The sequence below is a fragment of the Edaphobacter sp. 12200R-103 genome (genome assembly GCF_010093025.1).
Classification (GTDB): domain Bacteria; phylum Acidobacteriota; class Terriglobia; order Terriglobales; family Acidobacteriaceae; genus Edaphobacter.
The window spans coordinates 794,150-812,435 of record NZ_CP048114.1; the positions used below are offsets into that span (position 1 = coordinate 794,150).

The 18,286-nt window shown below is 58.1% G+C and carries 13 protein-coding genes; 8 read left to right on the forward strand and 5 right to left on the reverse strand.

Annotated elements, in window-relative coordinates; genetic code table 11:
* Nucleotides 1-245: 245 nt before the first annotated feature.
* The 4 genes from GWR55_RS03275 (at nucleotide 246) to GWR55_RS03290 (ending at nucleotide 5,255) form a co-directional block, all read left to right on the forward strand.
* Nucleotides 246-1,577: an MFS transporter gene (locus tag GWR55_RS03275; protein ID WP_162400981.1), complete on the forward strand. Its 1,332-nt coding sequence runs from the start codon at nucleotides 246-248 to the stop codon at nucleotides 1,575-1,577.
* A 273-nt stretch (nucleotides 1,578-1,850) separates the two neighbouring features.
* Nucleotides 1,851-2,402 (forward strand): RidA family protein, encoded by a 552-nt coding sequence (locus tag GWR55_RS03280; protein WP_162400982.1) that lies wholly within the window; start codon nucleotides 1,851-1,853, stop codon nucleotides 2,400-2,402.
* A 93-nt stretch (nucleotides 2,403-2,495) separates the two neighbouring features.
* Nucleotides 2,496-3,791, forward strand: coding sequence for an aminotransferase class V-fold PLP-dependent enzyme (locus GWR55_RS03285; protein ID WP_238398613.1), 1,296 nt, complete (start codon nucleotides 2,496-2,498; stop codon nucleotides 3,789-3,791).
* A gap of 99 nt (nucleotides 3,792-3,890) precedes the next feature.
* Entirely contained in the window at nucleotides 3,891-5,255 is a 1,365-nt protein-coding gene (locus GWR55_RS03290) for an amidohydrolase/deacetylase family metallohydrolase (RefSeq protein WP_162400984.1), read from the forward strand.
* A gap of 78 nt (nucleotides 5,256-5,333) precedes the next feature.
* Here GWR55_RS03290 and GWR55_RS03295 read toward each other — a convergent pair whose 3' ends face one another.
* Nucleotides 5,334-6,488, reverse strand: coding sequence for a lactonase family protein (locus GWR55_RS03295; protein WP_162400985.1), 1,155 nt, complete (start codon nucleotides 6,486-6,488; stop codon nucleotides 5,334-5,336).
* 31 nt (nucleotides 6,489-6,519) lie between these two features.
* Nucleotides 6,520-7,653, reverse strand: a complete 1,134-nt coding sequence (locus GWR55_RS03300; protein WP_162400986.1) for a beta-propeller fold lactonase family protein — start codon at nucleotides 7,651-7,653, stop codon at nucleotides 6,520-6,522.
* 265 nt (nucleotides 7,654-7,918) lie between these two features.
* On the opposite strand from GWR55_RS03300, the gene tdh reads away from it, so the two are divergent.
* On the forward strand, nucleotides 7,919-8,953 hold the full coding sequence (gene tdh / locus GWR55_RS03305) for an L-threonine 3-dehydrogenase (RefSeq protein WP_162403737.1): 1,035 nt from the start codon (nucleotides 7,919-7,921) through the stop codon (nucleotides 8,951-8,953).
* Between the two features lie 131 nt (nucleotides 8,954-9,084).
* On the opposite strand, the gene GWR55_RS03310 is transcribed toward tdh, so the two are convergent.
* Complete coding sequence (locus tag GWR55_RS03310) at nucleotides 9,085-9,969, reverse strand: sugar phosphate isomerase/epimerase (RefSeq protein ID WP_162400987.1); 885 nt, start codon at nucleotides 9,967-9,969, stop codon at nucleotides 9,085-9,087.
* 237 nt (nucleotides 9,970-10,206) lie between these two features.
* Nucleotides 10,207-11,124: a mechanosensitive ion channel family protein gene (locus GWR55_RS03315; protein WP_162400988.1), complete on the reverse strand. Its 918-nt coding sequence runs from the start codon at nucleotides 11,122-11,124 to the stop codon at nucleotides 10,207-10,209.
* A gap of 120 nt (nucleotides 11,125-11,244) precedes the next feature.
* Here GWR55_RS03315 and GWR55_RS03320 point away from each other — a divergent pair, with 120 nt between their 5' ends.
* Nucleotides 11,245-11,652 carry a hypothetical protein gene (locus GWR55_RS03320; protein WP_162400989.1) on the forward strand — a complete coding sequence of 136 codons (408 nt, stop codon included), beginning with the start codon at nucleotides 11,245-11,247 and terminating at the stop codon, nucleotides 11,650-11,652.
* A 16-nt stretch (nucleotides 11,653-11,668) separates the two neighbouring features.
* Here GWR55_RS03320 and GWR55_RS03325 read toward each other — a convergent pair whose 3' ends face one another.
* A complete protein-coding gene (locus tag GWR55_RS03325; protein WP_162400990.1) occupies nucleotides 11,669-13,228 on the reverse strand; it encodes a S8 family serine peptidase in 1,560 nt (519 codons plus the stop codon).
* A 235-nt stretch (nucleotides 13,229-13,463) separates the two neighbouring features.
* Between GWR55_RS03325 and GWR55_RS03330 the strand changes: the two genes are divergently transcribed.
* Together GWR55_RS03330 and GWR55_RS03335 are read left to right on the forward strand one after the other, a co-directional pair.
* On the forward strand, nucleotides 13,464-15,773 hold the full coding sequence (locus GWR55_RS03330) for a sodium-translocating pyrophosphatase (protein ID WP_162400991.1): 2,310 nt from the start codon (nucleotides 13,464-13,466) through the stop codon (nucleotides 15,771-15,773).
* 261 nt (nucleotides 15,774-16,034) lie between these two features.
* Nucleotides 16,035-18,221, forward strand: a complete 2,187-nt coding sequence (locus GWR55_RS03335; protein WP_162400992.1) for a thiamine pyrophosphate-dependent enzyme — start codon at nucleotides 16,035-16,037, stop codon at nucleotides 18,219-18,221.
* Nucleotides 18,222-18,286 lie beyond the last annotated feature (65 nt).

Below are 18,286 nucleotides of genomic sequence, written 5' to 3' on the forward strand. Positions count from 1 at the left end.
CGACAAAAGCAACTTATCAGGCATCATCGCCGGCGTTCTTCCTCGGCATGAAAGCTATGAGGTTTTGGAGAAAGATCGGGCTCAGCTTAGAAGTGCATAAACCTTCTGCTGCCGGCCTTCATCCGGCTGTAGCAATGGTTAGGTCGTAGACGGCACGCACGTTTCGCCGCTGGACGCATAGTTGGATGATTTGATCTCTCGATCAGGAAGTGCGGCGCAACCCCGGCCGCCGTTGGAGTTGATGGATGTTAGAACGTTGGATGAGAGTACGGTATCTCTTAGCATTTTGGTTGTTCGTATTGAGCGGCGTCGCCTTTCTCGATCGAACGAACATTTCAATCGCTGGCCTGCAGATCAGCACAGAGTATGGACTTGGCAATCAGCGTCTCGGCTGGATCTTCAGCGCCTTTCTGATCGGTTACGCCGGCTTCCAGATTCCTGCGGGGTGGCTCTCCGCGAAGTTTGGGCCTCGCCGGGTGCTCACCCTGGGCGTCATGTCTTGGGGAGTAGCAACGGTTCTGACCGCATTGCTTCCGTCCCGGCTTCCGTATGCGGTAGTGCTGCTGATCGGCATCCGCTTCATTCTCGGGGCAGGCGAATCGGTCATCTATCCCGCAGCCAACCAGTTTGTCGCCCGATGGGTTCCTGTCCAGGAGCGGGGCTTCATCAACGGCCTCATCTTCGCCGGCGTAGGAGCGGGCAGTGGTCTTACACCCCCCATGCTCACCTGGCTGATTACACATCATGGATGGCGTGCTGCCTTCTGGTTTAGCGCTATCGTGGGATTCATCGTGGGTGCCGTATGGTGGCAGTTCTCACGCGACACCCCTGAAGAACATCCTTCCATGTCTGCTCGCGAGCTTGTGGAAATTCGAGACGGCCTTGCCTATAACGATTCGACAAATACTTCAGCGACCGACTCCAAGCACTCCGGCACGCAAATCTCCTGGCGTGCGATCTTCCATCGCCGGGATCTTCCCGCGCTGATGGTAGGCTACTTCGCGTTCGGTTATGTGGCCTGGATCTTCTTCAGCTGGTTCTTTCTCTATATGGCCCAGGTACGCGGTTTCGATCTCAAATCCAGCGCGCGCTATGCCATGCTTCCGTTCCTTTCCATGACGCTCTTCTGCCTTGTAGGCGGAATGCTGAGTGACCGCCTGACAGGGAAATATGGTCTACGCGTCGGACGCTGCGGCCTGGCTGCCGTCGCCCTTATCCTCACCGCTGTCTTTCTCGTGCTTGGATCGCAGGTTCATAGCCCGCAGCTTGCGGGATTCATCCTGGCTGGAGGCGCCGGCGCCCTCTACCTCTCCCAAAGCTCCTTCTGGTCAGTCTCGGTTGATATCGCCGGTAAGAGCTCAGGCGTCTTCTCCAGCCTGGTGAATACCGGCGGACAGATCGGCGGCGCCGTCACCGCATCGCTCACTCCCTGGGTTGCGCAGCGCTATGGCTGGACGACATCCTTTGCCATTGCCTCCATTCTGGCCGTCATCGGGGCAATCTGCTGGCTTACGGTGCACCCGGAGCGGCCGCTGATTACCGAGCCTTCCATCGAAGAAACGACTCTGGCCGGGTAGGTCATTTAGCCTATGCGAAATACGTCATTTGCCTGTAGTCAACGGATCTGTGTAAAACCTATGATTTCGACCACAGAAATAAGATCCATCTGCACTGTGTCGTACTCGGCATGCCAGCTTCACCTGCGTGGAATCCTGGCCGCCAAATGCCGTCGCTGCTGCTCCAAAAGGAAAGTCTTCGCTCCGGGTGGATTCTTTCAAGGTGAATGTTCATAATGTCAACGACTTAGCAGGCGACTCCAAGGCAGATAGGAATCGCAAAGGAGAAAAGAAATGGAGAACAACTCGCGACGTAAGTTCTTTGGAAAGTTCGCGGCCCTCGCGGCAGTGACCGCCGGTAGCGCCCGCATCTTCGGCCAGCAGCCTTCGGCGGCACCCGCTCCTGCTCCTGCAGGCCCCCGTCCGCATGGAAATCACGTCCACAACGGCATCTATTACTTCTCCGGAACAGGCTCGAACGATGGTTACTCCAAGGAAGACCATGTGACCGTAACCGATCCGTTCGAAAAACACGTCAGCCGTTCTATGGACGCCCTGAAGAAGTCATTGGAGCGGAATGGCTCTTCCATGGATAACATCCTGAATATGCAAGTGTTTATCTGCCTGCCTTCCGCTGAAGGTGTACCTGTGCTTACGGGGAAAGCGCGCTTTGACGCCTACCTGGAGCACTACAAAGCGCTGAACAAGATCTACGGCACGTACTTTAGCCCAGGCAAGGCTCCTTCGCGTGCTTTCATGGCAGTGGACTGGATTCCCGGCGACTCCCTGGTCGAGTTCGTTGGCAGCGCTCTGGTTGTCAATCCACCTTCCACTTCGTCGAACTAGTTAACAAATGAACAGGAGCTGCAAATGATCTTGAAGTCCCGTTGGAACCGTCGTTCCTTTTTGTCCGCACTTGGTGCTGCAACCGGTGGTTTGATGGCACCACGTGCGGCCGTTGCCGAAAAGAAAGACGAGAAGCACGGCGTCGACGGTCATGCGATCGTTCCCATCAAGAGCGGTCTGGGCTCGACGGGTGATGTCTATAAGGAACTGGGCGTAACTCCGCTGGTCAATATCGTTGGCACCGTCACCGTCATCGGCGGAACCGTGATGAAGCCCGAAGTGATGGAGTTGATGCGCCAGGGCAATCAGCACTTCGTGATGATCAATGAGCTCGAGGTCGCCGCCGGCCGTTATATCGAGAAGCTCTGCAAGCTGCCCTCCGGCTACACCGCCCTGGTTACCGGTGGCGTTGCTGCCGGCACCGTCTGTGCCTATGCAGGCATGTTGACCGAAGATCTGGAACCGCGCATGAAGGCCTGCCCCGACCTCACAGGCTTTCCCAAGACCGAGGTCCTTATCCAAAAGGCTCACCGCAACAACTTCGATCATCAGGTGCGCCAGACAGGCGTCAAGCTCATCGAAGTCGAGACCAAGGATCAGATGATCAACGCCATCAACGACAAGACGCTGGCGATGCACTACATCAACATCCAGTCCGATCGCGGCCAGGTCAGCGGCCCCGAGATGATCGAGATCGCCCGCAAGGCGAACATCTACACCTTCAACGATGCCTCTGCCGATGTTCCTCCTAAGGAGCGTCTGTGGGAGTATCCGGCGCAGGGTTGGGATTTCGTCGCCTTTTCTGGCGGCAAGGACATCTGCGGACCGCAGTCGACCGGCTTCCTCATCGGCAAGGAGAAGCTCGTCCGGTGGGCGCAGATGAATATGAGCCCGCAGGAAGATCGCATCGGCCGCGCCTGCAAGGTTGGCAAGGAACAGATCTTTGCCGCGCTCAAGGCGCTCGAGATGTTCGTCAACCAAGACTATGATGCCGTCGTAAAGAGCTATGATGATCGCGCCGCAGTCATCTCCAAGGCGGTCGCAAAGTTTGGCGTTACTCCTCTTCCGCGGCAGTTCAACCCCAACGCTCTTGGCAATGTCACCCCGCACTACAGCTGGAAGATCGATCAGACGAAGCTGAACATCACCTCCCAGGAGGTTTTACATCAGCTCGCTGAAACGAAGCCCGTTGGCATCGGCAGCTTGAACGCCGATGCTGCTGGCATGCGCGGTCGCAATCCTGATGCACCCGCTCATCCGCAGGAGCGCCATCGTCGTCAGCAGGATCCGGCAGTCTTTGGTTTTGCGATGTGGCAGCTCAAGGACGGTGAAGACAAGTACATCGCTGATCGGCTGGTTGAAATCTTCAGCGGAGCTAAAAAGGCCTGACCCTTCCCGAACCACATAGACATACGGCATAATTGGGGCCTTCTCTGAAGAGAAGGTCGCAATCGGCCCGATTCCACAGTGCTCGAATTAAGGAGATCCATGAATCGTCCGTTTTACCGAGTAGCCCGAACTATTGCCTCCTGTTGCGCAGTGCTCTCGCTCGCTGCTGCCTCCGTCCATGCTTTTGCCCAGGCGCCTAACCTGGCCTATGACCTGGTCCTGCAGAACGGCCACGTCATCGACGACAAGAACCATGTCGACTCGGTCATGGACGTCGCTATCAAGGACGGCAAGATTGCCAAGGTCGCGCAGCATATCGCAGCGACGGATGCTCTGAAGGCCATCGACGTGAAGGGCCTCTATGTGACCCCTGGCCTCATTGATATCCACTTCCACGGATTTCTGGTCCCTGGAGAGCGCGGGTCCTACGCCGGCGACAACAGCATCCGTCCTGATGGCTTTACCTTCCGTACTGGCGTTACGACAGTGGTCGATGCCGGTTGCGCGGGCTGGCGCAACTTTGAGGAATACAAGGATCGCATCATTGACCGGCAGAAGACCCGCATCCTTGTCATGCTGAACATCGTGGGCGCCGGTATGCGTGGCGCCAAGTATGAGAATAATAAGGCGGATATGGACGGTGCGGCCACTGCAGCGATGGCCCTCAAGTATCCGAAGATCGTCGTCGGCATCAAGACGGCGCATTATGCCGGTCCTGACTGGACCCCGGTTGAACAAGCTGTCATTGCCGGAACCAAGGCCAACATTCCCGTAATGGTCGACTTCGGCGAGAACTTCCCCAAGACCCGTCCGCTCTATGATCTGCTCACCAAGAAGCTGCGTCCCGGCGACATCTACACCCACATGTACTCCGGCCTGCGCAACGAGCAAGATCCTGTCACCATGGGCCCCAGCAAGGCATTCATTGAGGGCCGCAAGCGCGGCATCATCTTCGACACCGGTACCGGCGGCGGCAGCTTCCGCTTCTCGCTCGCCGTTCCCATGGTCAAGGATGGATTCATCCCTGACTCCCTCTCGACGGACCTTCACATCGGCAGCATGAACAGCGCTACCAAGGACGAGCTGAATGTCGCCAGCAAGATGATGGCGATCGGTCAATCGCTGCAGCAGGTTATCGCTGAGATGACCTCGCATCCGGCGCGCGAGATCAAGCATGAGGAGCTGGGTAACCTCTCCGTCGGCTCGGTCGCCGATATCGCCGTTCTCCGTCTTGAAAACGGCCACTTTGGCTTCACGGATATGGACAATGTCCGTGTCGATGGAACGAAGAAGCTGACTGCTGAGATCACCTTGAAGGACGGTAAGATCGTCTATGATCTCAACGGCATGGAAGCTGACAAGTACGGTGCTCCCCCGAGCCCGCACGCCGACCAGGCCTATCGCTGGACGAGCTTCGCGCATGGGCCGCGTCCGACGGTGCCCTCCGACAACAACCGCCACTAATCGAGGCACAGCAGAATAGAAAAACGCCCAGCGTAAGCTGGGCGTTTCTGCTTTCATCCTGTTGATCGGGCGAAGGATCTACAGAAACACGATGCATTGCGGCCGCGACAATGGAAAGCTCTTGCCGCCGTTCGCAAGCTTTCCTGTCTTCGGATCACGGGAAAATACCGCCAGATTGTCCGTGACCTGGTCGGCGACCAGCAGCCAGCGCTCGGTAGGATCGAGCGCAATATGTCGCGGAGTCTTTCCTCCACACGACGTCCTCTCCATCAACGTCAGTTTGCCATCCGCAGGCGACACCGAGAAGGACACCATAAAATCGTCCAGCCTGTTGGCCAGATAAACAAACCGCCCGGCCTTATCGATGATGATCTCCGACGGAGCTGAGGGCCCGGTATGGCCCTCCGGCACGGTCGAGATCAATTGCGCTGTTGCGAACACGCCCTTCTTTGCATCCCAGTCCAGCACGTTCACCGATGACCCTACCTCATTGGCGCAATACGCCCATCGCCCGTTTGGATGGAAGACAAGTGCCCGCGGCCCCGAACCCGGCAGCGCCTTCCACGCGGGAGGAACCTGTGGGGTCAGCTTCGCCGTCGTCGCATCCAGGTGATACACGTGAATCTCATCCAGTCCAAGATCGTTGACGAAGAGAAACCTGTTGTCCGGCGAGACGGTAACGCGGTGTCCTCTCGGCCCTGCCTGTTGGGGTTTAGGCCCATGTCCGCTGTACTGGAAGAACGAGACTGCATCGCTCAACCGGCCTGTCTTATCCACTGTGAACGACGCCGCACTTCCACCGCCGTAGTTCGCAGCAAAGGCGCAGTGCCCGGTGTGGTCAACGCTGACGTGACATGTCCCCGGTCCGCCTGCCGAAACCTCATTGATCTTCGTCAGCTTCACGGTTCCGCGGTCCACCCTGAAGCTCGAGACGCCGCCACTCTTCTTGCCTTCGTACTCGTCCAGTTCGTTCGCTGCAAACAGAAACTGCTTATCCGGAGATAGCGCAAGGAAGGTAGGATTGTCCGCCTCCGCCGCCAGCCCGCGCTGGATCAACTCTCCTGTAGCGGAATCAAAGTTGTAGGCATAGATCCCCTTGCTGCCCTTGCCGGTCTGCGTTCCGACAAACAGAGTATGACTTGTGGCCCGTTGCGCAAACGAAGCCAGCGGATGCGCTGTAACAGCAAGAGCGGCAGATCCCTGCAGGAGTCTGCGCCTTGAGATCCTTACCATCGTTCGATCTCCTCGATTTGAAGTGGTAAGGCTAACTGTAGAGCACGACCAGGCTGGCTGGCGAATTCACGCGTGTCAGCACTCTGCCGGCGCTCATCGTTCCGGTGCCAGCATCAATCTGCACCTGCTGCACCGTGCCGTTCTTGCGATTCATCGCTACGATGCTCCGGCCATCGGGAGCGACGTGAAGAGCGCTCAGCTCGCCCATCTCTTCGACCTGTACTCCCAGTGAACGACGAACGTTGCCGCTCTCGCCCAGATTCCAGGTTCGTATACCACCGCCGCGCTCGCAGGCATATAGAAAACGTCCTGAAGGATGAAGCGCCAATGCGGCCGGACCGGCGACTCCCGCGGAGGCAAGGCGCTGCGCCTCCCCGGAAAACCTTCCCGTCGAAGAATCGTAGCTGTGGCAGACGATCGCCTCGTTGTGCATGACATAGGATGCTTTGCCTGCCGGATGCATCGCAACCTGGGTGGGACCACAGCCTGCTTCCAGTTCTACGCGCTCCTGCGCTGCCAGGCCGCCCTGGTCCAACGAAAGCACGCTCAGCCGGTCGGTTCCTCCGTCCACCGTGACGATCCGTCCTGCCTTGTCAAAGGCAACCATCCGGGGTTCAGCCCTTCGGCCCTGGGCGGCACGGTCCGATCCCACCTCTTTCAGAATCGCGCTCACCCGTCCTAGACTTCCGTCTTCTTCAAGGGGAAGTACGTTGTACGCTCCGCCTCCACGCACTGCGACCACCAGTTGGCGGCCATCGGGAGTAACTGCGGCATGCCGGGGGCGAATCGCCGAAAGCGCCAGCTCCCTGCGATTCAGGAGCCGCAGCCTGCCATCGGCCTCGATCGCATAGGACTCAGCGGTCCCCACCGGAAGCCCTTTGTGCGAGTCAATCTCGTTGACCGCATATAAAATCTTTCGGTCGGCGGACAACGTCAGGGACACAGGGCGCGCGCTCTCAACCGTCTGCAGCCTGCGCCACCCTCGCGCTCCTGCAGCATAGGCATGAATACCTTCATCAGCGCTATCTTTCGCTGCAACATAGGCGAACTTTGCTTGGCTCCCAGCGCTCGTCTCTGCCAGCAGGGAAGTGCCCATGCCTGTTGAAGCGATCGACGAGAAACCCATCCACTGTACGAACTCTCTCCGGCTCCAGCGCGTGCTCATCCTGCGTTCTCCTCTTACCCGAATCTCTTAAAATCCTAGCTCTTCCAGGCCTTTGGTGGCATCTCAAAAACCGGCGTAAAACTTTTTTGATCATCCTACAATGCCTCTATCCAATTGCATCTAAGTCAAATGGTCTATACGGCCTGGAATCCTCCGGGTCTAACCCATTATTAGAATGGAAGTTGTAGCGGAACGATCGGCTGTCGTACATCTTCAGTCCATCCGGCTACTCAATGGATCCCTGCAGCAGAAAGGCAAAGACTCCGTGAAGGCACTTGTAAAAAGCCGCAGCGAGCGCGGCCTGTGGCTTGAGGATGTTCCTGAACCTCACCTTGGCATCAATGACGTCAAAATCCGCGTCGTCTATACCGGCATCTGCGGGACTGATCTCCATATCTACGACTGGGATGCCTGGGCGCGTTCCACTATCCGCCCCGGTCTCGTGATCGGCCACGAGTTCGTCGGCGAGGTGGTCGAATTTGGCTCCAATGTCACCGACGTTGCCGTCGGCCAGCTCGTCAGCGGCGAGGGACACGTCGTCTGTGGGCGCTGCCGCAACTGCCTCGCTGGTCGCCGCCATCTCTGCGCCCACACCCAGGGGGTGGGCGTCAATCGCGACGGCGCCTTTGCAGAGTACATCGTCTTGCCTATGTCCAACATCTGGCAGCACGCGCCCGGCATCAATCACGAGATCGCCGCCATCTTCGACCCTCTCGGCAATGCCGTCCATACCGCGTTGGCATTCCCCGTTCTCGGAGAAGATGTCCTCGTCACAGGAGCCGGCCCCATCGGCATCATGGCAGCCGCCGTTGCCCGTCACGCCGGGGCTCGTTATGTTGTCATCTCCGATCCCAATCAGTACCGACGCAATCTCGCCGCGAAAGTAGGGGTAACCCTAGCCGTCGATCCTCGAGCCACACCTCTTACGGAGATTCAGAAGCAACTCCACATGCAGGAGGGCTTCGACGTCGGTCTTGAAATGTCCGGAAATCCAGCGGCCTTCCGCGAGATGTTGCGTAACATGAGTCACGGCGGCAAGATCGCCATGCTGGGTATCCCGTCTGAGGAGATCGCGATTGACTGGAACCAGGTCGTCTTCAATCAACTCACCATCCGGGGAATTTACGGACGCGAGATGTACGAGACCTGGTACAAGATGACCGTCATGCTGCAGAGCGGGCTCGACATCTCCGGCGTCATCACCCACCGGCTGAACTGGCGCGACTACGAGCAGGGTTTCGACGCTATGCGCTCCGGAAATTCCGGCAAAGTCATCCTCGACTGGCGCGATGTGGCATAAGCCCCACAGACTGCGTTAGCAGTTCATTGCACGCTCACGACGTAAACTCCAAAAATACAGAGGTGTCATCCTGAGCGAAGGGGCTCGCCGTAAGGCGAGCCCCTTCGCTCAGGATCTGCGATTTACCTCGCCTATACCTTCAGAGCCTTCAGATAATCGGCGTCGATCTTGATCGATTCCTTCCACGGCACATCGAACGCTTCCTGTTCTACGAAGATGTGTTTCAGGCTTTGGGTCTTAGCCGCCTGAGCGAAGATCGGCCGGTAATCGATATCGCCCTTACCTAGTTCGGTCACCTTGTCGCTCTCGGGTCCGCCGCCGCCCAGTTTGAAGTCCTTCACATGCAGCATCGAGAAGCGATGAGGATGCTCACGCATCAGGTCTACCGGCTTCACACCAGCCACTGTGGCCCAGCCACAATCCAGTTCCAGCGTTACCTTTGCTGGATCGGTCAGTTTCAGCAGCTCCATGTATGGGATGCCGCCGTCCAGGTGATCGAACTCGTGGATGTGATTGTGGTAACCGAAAGTGATTCCCGCAGCTTTGGTCTTCGCGCCAAACTCATTGAACTGGCCTGAAATCCAGCGCCAGTCTTCGATGGTCATCGGCTTCGGCCTGCCGTTTGCTCCCGGAGTCGGATCCTTCGGCCCCGGGCTCGAGCAGATGATGTACTTTGTACCCAATTCCTTGTTGAAGGCAAGAATCTCGTCAAACTTCTTGCGGAGATCGCCAAAGGGATGATGTGAGCTGACGCAGTGCAGCTTCGCCTTCTGCATCGACTGCTTTACCTCTGCCGCGCTCTTTCCATAAAAGCCGGCGGCCTCCACTTCGGTATAACCTGCCTTGGCTACCTCGGCCAGTGTCGGATCATAGTCCTTCGCAAGCTGCTCCCGTACTGAATAAAGCTGAATCCCGAGCGGCAGATTCAGTGGTGTCGCAAAGGACACTCTGGTTTGAAAGGCTGCGTATGCTGCTGCCGCAGACGCGCGGCCGATAAACTTTCGTCTGGAGATCATCCATAGCTCCTTTTTTCGTGCAAAGAGATTATCCCTGAAAATTGTCTTTCCATCATGTCAGAGACCAATCTTCGTGGTAAATCCAGAGAGAAAGGAATGCTTTCCGCAGCCAATGGCGCATGCAGCGGTTTACCCTCATCGAATCCCTACAAAAAATGTCATCCTGAGTGGAGTCGATGGATCTGCGGTCTCGCGTGACACTCAACGCCCTGCGGGATCTCCCGAAACACTCCTTCTTCAGCTCGCCACGGTAGAAGCAGCCGGAGGCGCTGTCGGATCGGATTTCTGCATGATGAGCATATTTGACGAGATTCCAAGAGGTATACCTTCCTTCTCGAAGGCGAGAATGATTCTGCGCCGCAGCTCCCTCAGCACACCATCGCGCTGATTCGCGCGGACGCGAATATTAATCGGGTAGATCACCTCGCGCCCACGAATCTCATTGACGCCGAGGACATCGGGGTCTGAGATCACGATGTCACGAAAGGCGGAATCGTTCCTCACAGCTTCTGCGAGGTCCTTCAAAATCTTCATCACGCCATCTGGATTTGCACTGGCATCCACAGAGACCGAAAGCTGGGCGACAGAGAAGTCGCGCGATTGATTCGCGACCGTTGCGATCTGACTGTTCGGAATCACGTACAGCGTTCCATCGCCGTCGCGCAGGCGCGTGCTGCGCAGTGAGAGCTCTTCCACGGTGCCTTTCAGGCCCGCAATGGTGATGACCTCTCCGACGTTGTACTGGTCTTCCAGAAGAATAAAGATCCCATTCAGCATGTCCTTGAAGATGGACTGCGCACCGAGGCCGATGCCCACCCCAAGAATGCCTGCAGAGGCCAGCAGGGGCTCATAGGGAATGTTGAAGATCGTAAGCACCTGCAGAAAGGCGAGGAAGCCGATCACGCCCAGAGAGGTCGCGCGGAGAATAGAAGCCATGGTGCGCAGTTGGGCAGCCCTGTGGAAGTTTGCGACCTGCTGGTCCGCGCGCTTCTGGAGTCGGGTTACAAAAAACTTCAGGACCCTCAACAGAACAAAGACAATGATCAGGATGGCGATCAGCTTCGGAGCTTTATCCCGAACGAAAACAATGATGTAGTGATGCCAGTCATGAGTAAAGACATAAGAAAGACGTTCTTCTTGAGGGATACCTTGCATGGCTGAGGCTAGATGGAGCATGATACTGGCATCTCGCTTTCGGGCGGAGGATCTTGTCCTTCCAGCATGCAGCAGTCCTTGGACCGGATGCAACGGAACGAAAGGCGGGAAGGAGGCCATATGAGGGGCATATGGTTGACCGCAAACGGAGTACTGCTTCTGGCGGCAGGCTCCATGATCATCGCTCAACGACAGGGAAGTGGCGGTATGGTGCCTGCCGTTCCTCTGCCCTCATCGCCGTCCAGAACGACAGGCTATCCTCCGATGGGAGGAATGCCAATGGGTCCGATGGACGCATCGGGAAATTCCGATATTCTGAACTCGCGCATCGCCCAGCAGCAGGCGCGGACACGCAATAACGAGCGACAGAAACGAATCGAATCCGACACACAGAAACTTGTCGGCCTGGTCGATGAGCTAAAGCAGCAGGTGCAGGGAGACAAGCAGCTTTCTCCGGCGGACCTCAGCAAGCGTGCTGAAGAGATTGAAAAGCTGGCTCGTAGTGTCAAAGATCGGATGAAAGGTTAACTTGGTCGCTCATCCGTTATGGAACGGAGAACGCCTGGCCTACCGTGACCTGGGGAAACTGGAGCGAAGAATCTGCCGGAAGCGCCACGGTTCGAAGATAGTTGATCGTCGTCGCCGCGTCCCAGTCTGGATGTGCCGCTCGAAGTAGCGCCGCTGCTCCGGCGACCAGAGGAGCGGAGGCGCTGGTTCCGATCGCCTGAACATACTCCGCATGCCCCACATCGAAGCAGCCAAAACTGTGTCCGGAAGTGGACGGCAGACCGGAGACGGTCCCTGGAATTCCGGAGCTGCAGGCGCCGCGAACCCAGCCGCTGACAACCATATCTCCTCCAGAAGGATAGCTGCCGCCGGGCGCCGCCACCGCATTCAGCGGAGCGCCATAGTTGCTGTAGTACGCCAGTGAGACCGGACCGGAGACGCAGGCCGATCCTGGCACCACATTCTCCCGGCAGTCCGGATTGGTCGAGGCCACTACAGCCAACACGTTCTGTGCCTGCGCTGGAAGCTCTATATATTGCGGATCGGAGAGATTTGTGGCGCTGTTCCCTGCCGCCGCTACCAGCACGATTCCGGCCCGAGCGGCCGCAGCTGTCACCTGATCGAAGACGGCCTTGAGTCCCGCCCCGTCACCTGTGGACAGATCGACGATGGTTCCCAGGGACATCGAAATGATGTCCGCTTTGTTCGTAATCGCATCGTCGATCCCCTGAATCACCCAGCTCATCAGCCCTGTCGCCTCGCCTGCATTGCATCGCGCCATGTCATCTGCGCCCGTGGCAGCTGGCATTCTCTCCAGGACCTTGATATTCAGAATCGTTGCTGACGGAGCCACCCCGACCATCTTCCCGGTGCCGGGACCGAGAGCCGCCCCCGCCAGCGAAGCTGTCCACGTTCCATGCCCATCCTGGTCCTGCGGTGTACCGTCGTCACATACACTCGGCATCTCCGCAGGATTGACCTCTGACAAATTCAGCGCGAGATTGGGCGCCAAATCCGGATGGCTGGCATCGACTCCGCTATCCAGTATCGCGATTCGCACCCCTTTGCCTCGTGTCACATTCCAGGGACCGTGCGCTGGGCCTCCGGGAATATCGCCTCCGTACCCCCCAACCTGGCGTACCGCCCAGCCCTGCGGAGAGTTGTAGTAAGTGTCGAAGGCACCCGCGCCCACGGAGACTGAGAAAACCGGATCAGGTATCGCCCGGATTCGTAGACCGTGCCCCTTTACCAGGCGGTCATGCAGAACATACGCCACACCGGGTTGCGCCTTCAGGCTTGCAATGACAGCCGCATCACCGGTCTCTGAGTCGGGCCTCTCTGCCGCCCGGGGACTTATCGTGCGATTCGGTACCTCGACGGTACTGATTCCGAATCTGGAGTGCCGCTCGATGACATGTCCGCCGGCCGCCTGGATATGCGCATTCGCATCCTGAGGAATAACGCCGTTGCGGTACACCAGCAGGTAGCGACCAGGAACAATGTCCGCTGATCTCTCTGTCGCGCCGCTTTGCGCAGAGGCCGGAGATCCGAGACACAAAGCAGTCAGCAGAAGGCCCGAAAGAAGAAAAGACCGCATGGCAAAACCTCAAGCCCCGTTGGCTTATCTCCAGATCGGCGGAATATGCAACCGCCGTAGACGCGGTTTGAGCCTGTGCTATTACTTTGGTTTATCAAACAGGCTCACGCCGGGAAATTGCATCTGACCCTACGTTGACCCTGTTCGGGGCCACATGCTCTAATTGGCCGCTCTGCGGAGCAAACCCAGGAAAGTCCGCTGACTAAGAAGCTTGTTGATTCAAGGAGACCTTTGCATGGTGGTTGTGAGCCTTTTGGCTGTGGCGTTGCACACGCAGATTCCTGTAACGCCTGTGACGGGAGTGGAACCGGATGGACGAATCTGGCTGTGGATTGCGCTCGGGGTAGGGACGCTGGCATTGCTTGCCGCCATCGCTCTGGCGCGGACCGTAATTGCCGCCGATACGGGAACGGCGGACATGCAGGTGATCTCAAACGCGATCCGGGAGGGAGCAGAGGCGTTTCTTCGTCGGCAGTACCGCACCATCGGCGCGATTGCGGTCATCCTCGCCATCGTGCTCTTTATCGGCTATCACATGTCGGACCGCATGGCCCCTTACGCGGTAAAGACCGTCGTGAGCTTCCTGGTGGGCGCTATCTGCTCGGCTCTGGCGGGATACACCGGCATGTACTGCTCCATCCGCGCCAACATCCGCACGGCTTCGGCGGCCCGTTCCAGCCTGAACAAGGCACTGCAGATGGCCCTGCGGGGCGGGGCGGTTACCGGCCTGGTCGTCGTGGCGCTCTCCCTGCTGGGGATCGGGGTCCTTTTTCTAGCATTCGGTGGCCTCGATAATCCCCGGGCTGTACCCTACCAGCTTGTGGGCTTCGGCTTCGGAGCATCGCTCGTCGCCCTCTTCGCCCAGCTTGGAGGCGGCATCTATACCAAAGCTGCTGACGTTGGCGCTGACCTGGTCGGAAAGGTCGAGGCTGGAATCCCCGAGGACGATCCCCGGAATCCTGCAGTCATCGCCGATCTGGTCGGAGACAATGTGGGCGACTGCGCGGGTCGCGGTGCCGACATTTTTGAATCAACAGCCGCCGAAAACGTCGGCGCCATGGTCCTGGGGGCGGCACTCTATCCCGTCTTCGGCATCAAGGGCATCCTGTTTCCGCTCATTGTGCACGCCATCAACCTGATCGCCAGCATCGTCGGCGTCTTCGTCGTCAAGTCCGGCGAACAGGAAGATCCCATGCACGCCCTCAATCGCGGATTCTATGTCACCTCCGGACTGGCGCTGCTCGGTTTTGCCGGAGCGGTCTACGCCATGCTGAATGGACCAGGTGTACAGCCCATCTGGTTCCTCGGCTGCGGAGTCCTCGGACTGGCCACTGCGTTTCTGTTCGTCTGGATCACCGAGTATTACACCGAGTCGGTCTATCGCCCCGTAAAGTCGATCGCGCAGGCCTCACTCACCGGGCCTGCGACCAACATTATCAGCGGTCTCGCCGTCGGGATGGAGACCCCGGCACTTCCTGTCATCGTCATCTCAGCGGCACTTCTGCTGAGCTACTACTTCGGCGTCCGAGGCCTCGAAGGAATCGGCGGCATCAGCGAGTACGAGAAGGGAATCTATGGCACGGCCATCGCCACCATGGGTATGCTAAGCTGCGCCGCCTATATCCTGGCCATGGATACCTTCGGCCCCATCACGGATAACGCTGGCGGCATCATCGAGATGTCGCATCAGCCGCACGAGATTCGCGAGCGCACCGACAAGCTCGACTCTGCCGGCAATACCACCAAGGCGCTTACCAAGGGCTACGCGATCGGGTCTGCATCGCTGGCGGCCTTCCTTCTCTTTTCGGCCTATCTCGAGGAGATCAAGGCGATCGTCACTGACAAGGTGATGGCGGCGGGGGGATACATGCCCTCCGGCTGGAGCTTCACCAACATCAATCTTGCCCAGATTCCTGTCTTCGTCGGCGCTCTGCTCGGAGCGATGCTGACCTATCTCTTCAGCTCAATGGCCATCAAGGCGGTAGGTAGGTCGGCCCAGATGGTCGTGCAGGACGTGCGAGCCCAATTCAAGGAGAACCCTGGCATCATGGAGGGGACAGCGAAGCCGGACTATGGACGTTGCGTCCATATCGTCACCGGCGCGGCACTGCGCGAGATGGTTGTGCCAGGCCTGCTGGCCGTCGGTCTTCCGGTGGCAGTCGGTCTGATCTTCCGCCATTTCAGCTCCAGTTATCATGCCGATACCATGGCCTACGCTCCGGGTTCGATTCTTCCCGTACCAGCCATCGCCGGACACCCGGTCAATCTTGCGGGAGCCGAGGCCGTCGCCGGTCTGTTAATGGTTGGAACCATCGCCGGTGTTCTGCTGGCGATGCTGATGAACAACGGAGGCGGAGCTTGGGACAACGCCAAGAAGTTTATCGAGACCGGTCAGTACGGCGGCAAGAAGAGCGAAGCCCACAAGGCTGCGGTTGTCGGCGATACTGTCGGCGATCCATTCAAGGATACGGCGGGGCCGAGCCTTCACGTGCTCATCAAACTGCTTGCCACCATCACGCTCGTGCTGGCTCCCTTGTTTGTGTAGAAACAAATTCTTACTTCTTTGTCGGAGCAGGCTGCGACGTCTTTCGACCCCGCTCCGGCAGAGACATTCTTTCGCAGGTTCGAAAGATGCTCAGACATGCGCCGTCGGCCATGTATTGCCAGACTTTTGGCTACTGACTCAGTTGACAGCATCGATTGAATTCGCTAGATCGCGATGTCTCCCATTACAAGTCAATTCCATCTATAACCGGTACAATCTTCTTCGGTGGTATGAGTTTTCATATCAGCCCAGGAAATGTTTATGGCTCGTCAGTCTGCAAGTGGAGTAGCGGAAAAGAAGAAAGCGGCCGGAGCGGTCAGCGGAACTACGCTGACGCGCGAACAGCTGGTTGAGTTCTACCGGCTGATGTATCTCTCCCGGCGAACCGACGATCGCGAGATCGTCCTCAAACGCCAGCAGAAGATCTTCTTCCAGATATCCTGTGCAGGTCATGAAGCGCTCTTGGTCGCCGCCGGAATGGCCATGCGTCCAGGGTACGACTGGTTCTTTCCCTACTATCGCGATCGCGCTATCTGCCTCGCACTCGGCGATACGGTTGAAGATCAACTCCTGCAGTCCGTAGGCGCTGCCAGCGATCCGGCCAGCGGCGGGCGCCAGATGCCGTCGCACTGGTCCAGCCCCAAGCTTCATATCGTCAGTCCGTCTTCATCGACTGCCACCCAGTGCCTCCATGCCGTCGGCTGCGCAGAAGCAGGACGCTACTTTGCTAGATACCCCGAAGCCGCGGCGAAGCACGATGGAGATTATCGCCAGTTCAAGGATGTGATCTTCCATGGCGACGAGGTGACCTACGTCGGCATCGGAGAGGGTGCGACCAGCCAGGGCGAGTTCTGGGAGGCGCTGAATACAGCCAGCAACGGTAAGCTTCCCGTCCTCTTCGTCGTCGAAGATAACGGCTACGCCATCTCAACCCCGGTCGAAGCGAACACGCCTGGCGGCAATATCTCGCACCTCATCGCAAACTTCCCGAACTTCCACTTCTCCGAGGTGGACGGCACCGATCCCATCGCCAGCTACAACGCCATGGTTGAGGCAGTCGCCTACTGCCGTGCAGGCAAAGGCCCCTCACTCGTCCACGGGCACGTCATTCGCCCATATTCGCATTCGCTCAGCGATGATGAGCGCCTCTATCGCACGGTGGCGGAGCTTGAGGCCGATGCGCTGAGGGATCCCATCTCCAGAATGCAACTATGGCTGCTGCGCGAAGGCATTTTGGACGAGGATGGCATCAATCGACTGGAGAGCCAGGTGGATGAGGAGGTGCAGCGCGCAGCCGACAAGGCCGTCACAGCCGCGCTTCCCACCCCTGATACGATCCTGCGCCACGTCTACTCCGAGCACCTGACTCCCCTGGACCCGAGCTTCGATCGGCAGCCCGAGAACACGCCGGATCAGAGCGAGCGCACCATGGCTGACTTGATCAACGTCTGCCTGAAGGACGAGATGCGCCGCGATCCACGCATCGTCGTCTTTGGTGAAGACGTAGCGGATGCAACGCGCGACGAGGCGCTCCGGGCAGGGAAGATCAAGGGCAAAGGGGGAGTCTTCAAGCTCACCTCCGGCCTGCAGTTCGAATTTGGAAACGATCGCGTCTGGAACTCGCCTCTTGCGGAAGCGAACATCGTGGGACGGGCTATCGGAATGGCCGTACGTGGCCTGAAGCCTGTCGTTGAGATTCAGTTCTTCGACTATATTTGGCCGGCGATGCACCAGATGCGGAACGAACTCTCCGTCCTGCGCTGGCGCTCCAATGACGGATTCAGCTGCCCACTGGTAATTCGCGTTCCGATCGGGGGCTATCTGACTGGAGGCTCAATCTACCACTCGCAGTCCGGCGAAAGCATCTTTACCCACACCCCCGGCGTCCGCATCGTCATGCCATCAAACGCACTCGACGCCCTCGGGCTGCTGCGCACGGCTATCCGGTGCGACGACCCTGTGCTCTTCCTTGAGCATAAGCGGCTGTACCGCGAAACCTTCGGCAGAGGCATCTACCCTGGCCCGGAGTACTCCATTCCGTTTGGCAAAGCGAGCATTGTTCGTCCTGGCAAACACGTCACCGTTGTCACCTATGGCGCCGTAGTTCCGCGAGCCCTGCAGGCTGCCCAGAAGATTCAAAGAGACAAAGGAATTGAGGTCGAGTTGATCGACCTGCGAAGCCTCTCTCCTTACGACTGGGAGACCATTGCGGAAAGCGTCCGCAAGACCAACCGCGTCATCGTGGCCCACGAGGACATGATGAGCTGGGGATACGGAGCCGAGATCGCAGCCCGCATCGCCGATGAGCTCTTCCACGACCTGGATGCCCCCGTCCGCCGTGTCGCGTCCATGGACACCTTCGTCGCTTATCAGCCTCTCCTGGAAGACGTCATCCTGCCGCAGGCTCAGGATATCTACAACGCTGTTGCTGATATTGCAGCCTTTTAGCGGGGCTATCCTTAGGCAGTTTATGAGATTAGTGAAGTTTTAGATTGAAAATAAACGGTTTAACT

Excerpts from the sequence above, each read along its gene's own strand:
- GWR55_RS03275 (WP_162400981.1), top strand. The coding sequence starts at position 246 with ATGTTAGAACGTTGGATGAGAGTACGGTATCTCTTAGCATTTTGGTTG.
- GWR55_RS03280 (WP_162400982.1), top strand. The coding sequence starts at position 1,851 with ATGGAGAACAACTCGCGACGTAAGTTCTTTGGAAAGTTCGCGGCCCTC.
- GWR55_RS03285 (WP_238398613.1), top strand. The coding sequence starts at position 2,496 with ATGGCACCACGTGCGGCCGTTGCCGAAAAGAAAGACGAGAAGCACGGC.
- GWR55_RS03290 (WP_162400984.1), top strand. The coding sequence starts at position 3,891 with ATGAATCGTCCGTTTTACCGAGTAGCCCGAACTATTGCCTCCTGTTGC.
- GWR55_RS03295 (WP_162400985.1), bottom strand. The coding sequence starts at position 6,488 with ATGGTAAGGATCTCAAGGCGCAGACTCCTGCAGGGATCTGCCGCTCTT.
- GWR55_RS03300 (WP_162400986.1), bottom strand. The coding sequence starts at position 7,653 with ATGAGCACGCGCTGGAGCCGGAGAGAGTTCGTACAGTGGATGGGTTTC.
- GWR55_RS03310 (WP_162400987.1), bottom strand. The coding sequence starts at position 9,969 with ATGATCTCCAGACGAAAGTTTATCGGCCGCGCGTCTGCGGCAGCAGCA.
- GWR55_RS03315 (WP_162400988.1), bottom strand. The coding sequence starts at position 11,124 with ATGCAAGGTATCCCTCAAGAAGAACGTCTTTCTTATGTCTTTACTCAT.
- GWR55_RS03320 (WP_162400989.1), top strand. The coding sequence starts at position 11,245 with ATGAGGGGCATATGGTTGACCGCAAACGGAGTACTGCTTCTGGCGGCA.
- GWR55_RS03325 (WP_162400990.1), bottom strand. The coding sequence starts at position 13,228 with ATGCGGTCTTTTCTTCTTTCGGGCCTTCTGCTGACTGCTTTGTGTCTC.
- GWR55_RS03330 (WP_162400991.1), top strand. The coding sequence starts at position 13,464 with ATGGTGGTTGTGAGCCTTTTGGCTGTGGCGTTGCACACGCAGATTCCT.
- GWR55_RS03335 (WP_162400992.1), top strand. The coding sequence starts at position 16,035 with ATGGCTCGTCAGTCTGCAAGTGGAGTAGCGGAAAAGAAGAAAGCGGCC.